Source organism: Achromobacter sp. 2789STDY5608621, from assembly GCF_001299375.1.
Classification (GTDB): domain Bacteria; phylum Pseudomonadota; class Gammaproteobacteria; order Burkholderiales; family Burkholderiaceae_B; genus Achromobacter; species Achromobacter insuavis.
The window spans coordinates 39,892-48,094 of sequence record NZ_CYTU01000012.1 but is presented as its reverse complement, the minus strand read 5'-3'; the positions used below and the strand labels follow the sequence as shown (position 1 = coordinate 48,094).

The 8,203-nt window shown below is 70.1% G+C and carries 7 protein-coding genes; 3 read left to right on the top strand and 4 right to left on the bottom strand.

What is annotated here, in order from left to right; genetic code table 11:
* Both AOZ53_RS14065 and AOZ53_RS14060 read left to right on the top strand, forming a co-directional pair.
* Positions 1-272, top strand: a 272-nt coding sequence (locus tag AOZ53_RS14065) for a c-type cytochrome (protein WP_054488265.1), incomplete at its 5' end; no start/stop codon positions are given.
* Positions 273-483: 211 nt separating this feature from the next.
* A complete protein-coding gene (locus AOZ53_RS14060) occupies positions 484-1,800 on the top strand; it encodes an MFS transporter (protein ID WP_054434751.1) in 1,317 nt (438 codons plus the stop codon).
* A 140-nt stretch (positions 1,801-1,940) separates the two neighbouring features.
* On the opposite strand, the gene AOZ53_RS14055 is transcribed toward AOZ53_RS14060, so the two are convergent.
* The 3 genes from AOZ53_RS14055 to AOZ53_RS14045 all read right to left on the bottom strand — a co-directional run bounded on the left by AOZ53_RS14055 (position 1,941) and on the right by AOZ53_RS14045 (position 5,869).
* A complete protein-coding gene (locus tag AOZ53_RS14055; RefSeq protein WP_054434753.1) occupies positions 1,941-2,408 on the bottom strand; it encodes a MarR family winged helix-turn-helix transcriptional regulator in 468 nt (155 codons plus the stop codon).
* Between the two features lie 94 nt (positions 2,409-2,502).
* Positions 2,503-3,693 carry an MFS transporter gene (locus AOZ53_RS14050; RefSeq protein WP_054488263.1) on the bottom strand — a complete coding sequence of 397 codons (1,191 nt, stop codon included), beginning with the start codon at positions 3,691-3,693 and terminating at the stop codon, positions 2,503-2,505.
* A 1-nt stretch (position 3,694) separates the two neighbouring features.
* Positions 3,695-5,869: a TonB-dependent receptor gene (locus AOZ53_RS14045; protein WP_054488302.1), complete on the bottom strand. Its 2,175-nt coding sequence runs from the start codon at positions 5,867-5,869 to the stop codon at positions 3,695-3,697.
* A gap of 150 nt (positions 5,870-6,019) precedes the next feature.
* On the opposite strand from AOZ53_RS14045, the gene AOZ53_RS14040 reads away from it, so the two are divergent.
* Positions 6,020-6,673, top strand: a complete 654-nt coding sequence (locus AOZ53_RS14040; RefSeq protein WP_231689948.1) for a TetR/AcrR family transcriptional regulator — start codon at positions 6,020-6,022, stop codon at positions 6,671-6,673.
* Here AOZ53_RS14040 and AOZ53_RS14035 read toward each other — a convergent pair.
* A complete protein-coding gene (locus AOZ53_RS14035; protein ID WP_054488261.1) occupies positions 6,670-8,193 on the bottom strand; it encodes an MFS transporter in 1,524 nt (507 codons plus the stop codon). The genes AOZ53_RS14040 and AOZ53_RS14035 overlap by 4 nt on opposite strands.
* Positions 8,194-8,203 lie beyond the last annotated feature (10 nt).

Here is an 8,203-nt window from a genome sequence, read left to right as displayed (position 1 = left end):
CGACCCTGTTCGGGGTCAAGCCCCTGCTGGGCCAGAACACCAATCTGCACGCCGCATCGCCGGACAACCTGATCCAGGTGATCCTCCATGGCATCCAGGCCCCGGCCGACGATGCCCTGGGCTACATGCCGGCGTTCGGCAACAGCCTGGACGACAGGCAGATCGGCGATTTGATCGACTATTTGCGCGCGCGGTTCGCGCCGGAGGAAGAGGCTTGGCCAGTTGACACGACGACGATAGGCAAGCTGCGCCAGCACGCGCAGCCGCAGTAAGGGGAAGACGGGGCGGCGGCTCGCGATCCATGGCGGATCCGGCCGCGCCTCGCGACACAACATCGCGCGCATCGGTTTTCCATCGACGCCTGCCCGGCGCCGAGGGGCGTTGCTGCATCCCGCATCCGCGGGGTCGGCCACGTACCGGACCGGGGCCGACGCCCGTATCGGGCGCGGACCCTGCGCGCGACACACAAAGGGAATCACGCATATGTCAGCTTCATTCATCACGGTGGAACAAGGCATCAAGACAGCCGGCGTCGGCAAGTTCCAGTACCGGCTGTTCATGATCTTCGGCCTGGTCTGGCTGGCCGACGCCATGCAGGTGCTGTCGATCGGCTTCAGCGCGCCTTCGATCGCCCGCACCTTCGGCATCCCGGTGCCCGAGGCCTTGCAGACCGGCACCGCGTTCTTCGTCGGCATGCTGATCGGCGCCTTCGCTTTCGGCCGGCTGGCCGACCGCATCGGCCGGCGGCCGGTGCTGATGATGGCGGTGGTCATCGACGCCTGCGCCGGCGTGGCCTCGGCCTTCGCGCCGGACTTCGCCTGGCTGCTGTTGCTGCGCTTCGTCACCGGCATCGGTGTCGGCGGCACGCTGCCGGTGGACTACACCATGATGGCCGAGTTCCTGCCGAGCGAACGCCGCGGCCGCTGGCTGGTGCTGCTGGAGTCGTTCTGGGCCCTGGGCACGATCTGCCTGGCGCTGCTAGCCCTGGCCGCGCTGTCGTGGGGCGACGATGCCTGGCGCGTGATCTTCTTCGTCACCGGCCTGCCGGCGCTGATCGGCGTGGTGCTGCGCTTCTACATCCCCGAGTCGCCGATGTACCTGAACCGCAACGGCAAGTCGGGACAGGCGCGCAAGGTGCTCGAGCGCGTGGCCCGCGTCAACGGACGTCCGACCGACATCCCCGAGCTCAAGCCGGAACTGCATGAGCGCAAGCCGCTGTCGGCGCTGTTCTCGAACACGCTGCGCCGCCGCAGCATCGCGCTGTGCCTGGCCTGGGCGCTGATCTCCATCGCCTACTACGGCGTGTTCGTCTACCTGCCGATCAAGCTCAGCAGCCAGGGCTTCGCCTTCATGCGCGGCCAGGAATTCCTGGTGCTGCTGGCGCTGGTGCAGTTGCCGGGCTTCGCGCTGTCGGCCTACGGGGTGGAACGCTGGGGCCGCAAGCCGACGCTGGTGGGCTTCCTGATCCTGAGCGCGGTGGGGTGCATGCTGTACAGCCTGGGCACCTCGAGCTTCCTGGTGATCGGCTCGACGCTGTTGATGAGCTTCGCGCTGCTGGGCACCTGGGGCGCGCTGTACGCCTTCACGCCCGAGGTCTACCCGACCGACCTGCGCGCCAGCGGCATGGGCCTGGCGGGCGCCGTGGCGCGGTTTGGCGGCCTGTTCGCGCCGGCCATCATCGCGCCCATCATGGCCACCCACTTCACGCTGGCGCTGGCGGTGCTGGCGGCCATGCTGCTGGCCGCGGCCCTGTCGATCCGAGCGGTGGACGTCGAGTCGCGCAACCGCGCGCTGGACTGATCCGTCAGGGGAAGGGGGCTTATCCGGGCGGACGCGCGCCGCCCGGATGCGGGTTGCCCGGACGCCGGCAGCCCGTATGCCGGACGCCCGGACGCCGGACGCCCGTATGCCGGGAGCCCGTACGCCTCATTTAGCAGGCCTCATTCCCCGGCGTCGCCCTCGATCATCTTGCGCAGCAGGAATTCCAGCGCCAGGCGCTCGGCGGGATTGAGCTTGCCGTAGGTGCTTTCGGTGATCTGCAGCGCGAAGGGCTCCATCTTGCGCACCAGCTCCTGGCCCACCGGGGTCAGGTTGATCACCACCTTGCGGCGGTCGTGCGGGTCGTGGTCGACGCGCACCAGCTCGCGCTGCTTGAGCCGGTCGACCACGCCGCGCACCGTGGCCTGGTCGATGACCGTGGCCTTGACGATATCCGCCAGCGAACTGCCCTGGTTGTCGCGCACCGAGCACAGCACGACGAACTGCGCCGCGGTCAGCTGCGAGTCGGGGATGTACTGCTGGAACAGGGCGGTATGCCGTTGGTACACGCGCCGCAGCAGGTGTCCAATCTGGTCGGAGAACAAATAGCTGTCCTTGTCGGGGGCGGACTTGTCTTTCACGTTTCGCATAAGCCTATCCGAAGCCATACCCTGGGTACGATGATCTATCTCAATGGGAATGTCCGGAAGTTTACGGGGCTTGCCGCCTTTGTGCCGACAGGGATCAGGTTTTTCGCAGCGCCGCCATGAAGACGCCGACGGCCAGCGTGGCGCAGGCGGCGGCCGTCGCATAGAACGCCGGCCAGCCGATGCGGGCGATCAGCGCCGGCATGCCCAGCAGCGCCAGCGTGCCGACGAAGCGGCCCAGGCCGTACAGCAGCGCATAGTCGGTGGCGGCCTGGCCGCCCGCCGCCCAGCCCAGGATCAGGCCGCCCATGACGATGTACAGGCCGCTGACGCAGGCGCTGATCGCGATCGAGGCCGCGATGGCCAGGTCGGCGTTGCCGATGCGCAGGGCCATGACGATGGCCAGCGCGCCGGCCACGGTGGCCGCCAGCAAGGCCCACAGCAAGGGCCGCGGGGCGTAGCGCCGCAGCGCCGCCGGCAGCGCCAGCGCCATCGCCAGGTTGGCCAGCGGCGCGGCCACGCCCAGCACCCAGCCGATGCGCGCCAGCGGCACGCCCAGGTCCACCAGCATCAGCCGGTTCAGGTTGAACAGCGCCATCAGCGCGCAGGTGACCAGGCTGATGCGCAGCAGGCGCGCGGCCATGGCCGGCTGCCGCAGGGCGGCCCGCAGGCCCGGCCTGGCTTGCCGCGCCGGCGCTGGCGCGGCGTGGTCGGGCAGGCGCCAGGCCGGCAGCGTCGCCAGCGCCATCAGGGCGGCCAGCCACAGCAGCGCGCCTTCCCAGCCCAGGCGGGGAAACAGGCCGACCAGCACGCCGCCGCCCAGCACCGCGCCCAGCGACAGGCCGCCGACCTTGGCCGCCGATGCCGCGCCGCGATGGGCGTCGGCGATGTGCTCGACCGTCCAGGCGTCCAGCGCCACGTCCATGGTGGCGACCGCCAGCGTCGCCGCCAGGCCCAGACCGAACAGCGCGGCCAGCGACAGCGCGCCGCCCAGCGCGATCGCGGCCACCAGCAGCACCGCCAGGCCTTGCGCCGCCACGATCCAGCCGCTGCGCCGGCCCAGCCAGGGCAGGCGCCAGCGGTCCACCAGCGGCGCCCACAGGAAGGTCACGCCGAACGGCAGGTACAGCGCGAACACCGGCGCCATCGAGGCCAGCGCATGGCCTTTGTCGCGCAGGATCGGGCCGACGCCGCCCTGCACGAAGCCGAGCACCGCGCCCAGCGACACGTACAGGGCCGCGATGGCGGCCAGGCGCGCCCAGGGCGCGGCGGGTTGGCCGGTCCGCATGTCAGAACTTCCAGCTCATGCCGACGCCGGCCAGGCGCTCCTGTCCCAGCCGCACCGAACTGACCGTGGGGCCCCAGCTCTGGCCCGCCACCAGGTATTGCTTGTCGAACAGGTTGTAGACGAAGCCGTAGATTTCCAGCGGCCCGTCGCGCCAGCCGGCGCGCAGGTTGACCACGTCGTAGGCCGGCAGGGTGAAGCTTTCCTTGACGTCCGCCGCGCGCGCGCCGACGTGCTGCCAGACGATCTGGCCATTGAGCTGGCCGGGCAGGCCGAGCGGCCGCGCCGGCGCTTCGACCTCCACGCCGAGGTTGGCGGTCAGGCGCGGCACGTTGGGCACGCGGTTGCCCGATTGCGCGCCGGTGGCGCTGCCGGCGGGCACCGAGACCAGTTCGGCGTGGGTGTAGCCGGCGCCGCCGATCAGCTTGACGTTGGGATGCACGCGCGCCGCGAATTCCAGTTCGGCGCCCTTGCTGCGGTAGTCGAGCGAGGCGGGCGTGAACAGCAGCGCCGACGGGTTGAACACGATCAGGTGGCCGCGCTTGACCTCGTTCAGGAACACCGAGCCGTTCAGGTCCAGGCGGCGGTCGAACCATTGCGACTTGAAGCCCAGTTCGTAGGTCCAGCTGGTCGAGGCCTCGAACGGCGTTTCCGGCTTGCCGGTCGGCGTGTTGACGGACACGCCGGCAAAGCCGCCCGAGACATAGCCGCGCGAGACAGTGGCGTAAGTCATCAGCGCGTCGCTCCAGTCATACGACAGGCCGGTGCGGCCGGTGACGAAATTGTCGGACAGCGTGTCGTGCTGGCTGAAGTTGGCCACCACCGCCGGGTTGCCGTTGCCGGTGTAGCGGTAGCGCGCGTCCTTGGCCTCGTGCGTGTAGCGCAGGCCGGCCAGGGCCTTCAGCCTGGGCGTGAGCGGCACGCTGGCCTCGCCGAACAGCGAGGCGCTGTCGGTCTTGATGCGGTTGGCCTGGGTGCCGTTCTGGGTCTGGAAGTTGAACGCCGCCGGCGAGGCCTTGGCGGTGGTGTCGTTGCGGAAACTGGAATGGAAGTAGTTGGCGCCCACGGTCCAGCCCAGCGCGCTGGTCTCCGGCGAACTCAGGCGGAATTCCTGCTGCCAGCTCTGTTCCTGGAAGCGGATGTCGGCGTAGTCGGCGTAGGGCACGTTGTACACGGACGCGGGCCGGCCGGTCATCGCCGAATAGATCAGGCCGTCGGTCAGGTCGAAGGCCTGGCGCGAGCGCGAATCCAGGTAGCTGGTCAGCGAGGTCAGGGTGAAGTGCTCGAACTCGTGCTCGACCTTGACGCTGCCGCTGCTGTCCTTCCAGTCGATCTTGTTCTCGGGATCCGAGGCGGTCTGCGGAAAGCGCGGGTTCTGCAGCCATACGAAGCGCGGCGCAGCGGCTTTCTGCTGGTCGTACGACCCGGTGACCGTCACCACGGTGTTGGCGCCGGGCGTCCACAGCACCGTGGCGCGCGCCGCGCCCACGTCGGCCCAGCCGTCCTTGCCGCCCGAAGCCAGGTTGGGGGTGGTCCCGTCCACCGTGGTGTAGCGCAGCGCCAGGCGCGCGGCCACGGTGTCCGACAGGGCCTCGTTGGCGATCAGTTCGCCCAGCCGGTGGCCGTGCGAGCCGATCTCGCCGCGCACGGTGTATTCGCGGTCGAACACCGGCTGGTTGGCGATCACGTTGATGGCGCCGCCCTGGGTGTTGCGGCCGAACAGCGTGCCTTGCGGCCCGCGCAGCACTTCAACCCGGTTCACGTCCAGCAGCGTCGGCGGCGCGCCGTAGACCGAGCGCGGCACGTCGTTGGCGTACATCACCACCGAGGTGTCGTCCGGCGACAGCGGCGCGAACGAGCCCACGCCGCGAATGGTGAAGACGTTGGAGTTCTGGCCGCCGGTGTCGGTGAACGCCAGGTTGGGCGCCGAGCGCGCCAGGCCGGCGTTGCCGGCCTGCGGCGAGGTATCGACGCGCAACTGTTCGCCGTTCAGCACGGTCATGCTGATGGGCACGTCCTGCGCGCTTTCCTCGCGCCGGCGCGCGGTCACGGTGACGGCAGGCAGCTCGGCGGCGCCGGCCTGGGGCGCGGTCGAGGCCGCCGCCGCGGCCGGCGCGGCGTCGGCGGCCGTGGCGGGCGTCTGCGCCCGCGTTGAGAACGGGGCCAGGGTCAGCGACATCGCCAGCAGCAGGGGACGGGACAGGCGACGGCGCGGCAGCGCGGGGGACGGGGACACGACAAACTCCAGTGCGGTTAATGAGAATTTGTCGCAATTCTATTGACTAAACGTTTGGTCAGTCAATTGATCAATGCATTCCGGACCCGTAACATGGCTGATTCCATCCTCACAGAGACCCCCGGCATGACAGAGCTGCGCTCGCAATACACGACGCCCGACGCCCGCGACGTGATCCTCGAATCGGCGCTGACGCTGTTCGCCCGGCTGGGTTTCGACGGTTCGACCATGCGGCTGATCGCGCAGGAAGCCAAGGTCTCGCCGGGGCTGATCCACCACCACTTCAAGGACAAGGAAAGCCTCTGGTCCAAGGTGGGGGAATGCATCACCGAGGATTTCCTGGACGCGATCGAGCCGATCGCGCGCCAGCCCGTCACGGCGCGCACGGTGCCGGACATGGTGGGCAGCTATCTGCGCTACTGGAAGACGCATCCGGCCGCCCTGCGTTTCCAGCTGTGGCGCGTGATGGGGGCGCAGGAAGCCGAGCGCCGGGCGCGCTCGGCACGCCTGAACCAGCTGTTCGTGCCGGTCTTCGCGCAGGCCCAGAAGGCCGGCTTCGTGCGCGCCGACATTCCGGCCGGACAGGCCATGATCACCACCGGCGCGCTGATCCAGTACTGGCTGCACAGTCAGCTGGAAGTGGCCGACGCCATCGCGGCGGGCGGCGGCGCCATGCCGGACGAGGCCGCGTTCTTGGACTACGTGCTGAGCCTGGTGGGAGCGCGGCGGCCGGGCGATGCCGCCTAGGCGCCGCCGCGCCAGCGGTTCACCAGCACTAGCAACGCGGTGGCCAGCAGCAGCACGGTGGCGGTGGCGATGACCGCGGTGTAGCCCGCGTCGAACGCGTCGCGGGCCAGCCGCGCCAGCGCGGCTCCCGCGTCGCTGGACAGGCCCTCGGCCAGGACCAGCGCTTCGTCCAGGCTGTCGCGCGCCGCGGCCGCGGGCAGGCCGGTGGGCACGTCCAGGGTGTGCGCGTAGACGCCCGACAGGATCGAGCCCATCAGCGTCACGCCCAGTGCGCCGCCCAGTTCATACGAGACTTCCTCGATCGACGCGGCCATGCCGGCGCGCTCGGGCGTGGCGCTCTGCATGATGGTGCTGGAGGCGGCCGTCATGGTGGCGCCGATGCCCACGCCCAGCACGCACAGGCTGGCGATCTGCGACGCCAGCGCGCCGTCGTAGCTGAACAGGTAACCGCCCATGCCCAGGCCGGACACCAGCAGCGAGACGAACAGCAGGCGCGCGCTGCCCACCCTCGGCAGCAGCCAGCCGGCCAGCGGGCCGGCGATGAACGCGGCCAGCGGCAGCGGCAGGATGTAGAGCGCGGCCTCGATCGGCGACATGCCCAGCACCAGCTGCAGGCGCTGGCTGAACACCAGCTCCATGCCCAGCAGCGCCGCCGCCGCGAACAGCGCCGAGGCCACCGCCGAACTGAAGCTGCGGTTGCGGAAGATGGCGAAGTCGATCAGCGGATGGGGCCGCGCGCGCTGGCGCCGGGCGAAGATGAACAGCATCGCGGCGCCGCCGGCGCAGGCCAGCGCGGCGTCCAGCCAGGACGGCTGGGCGCGGCCCAGCTCCTTGAGCGCGTAGGCGGTCAGGATCAGGCCGACCATCACCTGCAGCGAGCCGACCAGGTCCCAGGGGCGCTGGCGGTCCGGCTGGCCGGCCGGGATGTAGCGGCGCGCCAGCGGCAGCGCGAGCAGCACGATCGGCAGGTTGATCAGGAACACCGAGCCCCACCAGAAATGCTCCAGCAGGATGCCGCCGATGACCGGACCGAGCGCCGCGCCGCCCGAGGCCACCGAGGCCCAGACGCCGATGGCGATGGCGCGCTCGCGCTCGTCGGCGAAGGTCAGGCGCAGGATCGACAGCGTCGCCGGCATCATCATGGCCGCGCCCACCGCCAGCACCGCGCGCGCCGCGATCAGCGCGGCCGGGTTGGGCGAATAGGCCGCCGCCAGCGAGGCCGCGCCGAACACGGCCAGGCCCATCATGAACAGGCGCTTGTGCCCCAGGCGGTCGCCCAGCGTGCCCATGCCCAGCAGCAGGCCGGACACCACCAGCGCGTAGATGTTGACGATCCAGAGCTTGGACGAAGCCGTCACGCCCAGCTCGTGCGTGAGCCGCGGCAGCGCGGTGTAAAGCACTGTCATGTCGACCACGATCAGCAACAGGGCGCTGGACACGATGGCCAGCACCAGCCAGCGGCCGGGGGCGGCCGCGGTGGCGGTAGCGGTATTGGAGAGGGAAGAATTGCGCTGCGTCATGCGTTTACTC

Coding starts and splice junctions, on each gene's coding strand:
- AOZ53_RS14045 (WP_054488302.1), bottom strand. CDS start 5,869: ATGTCGCTGACCCTGGCCCCGTTCTCAACGCGGGCGCAGACGCCCGCC.
- AOZ53_RS14050 (WP_054488263.1), bottom strand. CDS start 3,693: ATGCGGACCGGCCAACCCGCCGCGCCCTGGGCGCGCCTGGCCGCCATC.
- AOZ53_RS14040 (WP_231689948.1), top strand. CDS start 6,020: ATGGCTGATTCCATCCTCACAGAGACCCCCGGCATGACAGAGCTGCGC.
- AOZ53_RS14035 (WP_054488261.1), bottom strand. CDS start 8,193: ATGACGCAGCGCAATTCTTCCCTCTCCAATACCGCTACCGCCACCGCG.
- AOZ53_RS14055 (WP_054434753.1), bottom strand. CDS start 2,408: ATGCGAAACGTGAAAGACAAGTCCGCCCCCGACAAGGACAGCTATTTG.
- AOZ53_RS14060 (WP_054434751.1), top strand. CDS start 484: ATGTCAGCTTCATTCATCACGGTGGAACAAGGCATCAAGACAGCCGGC.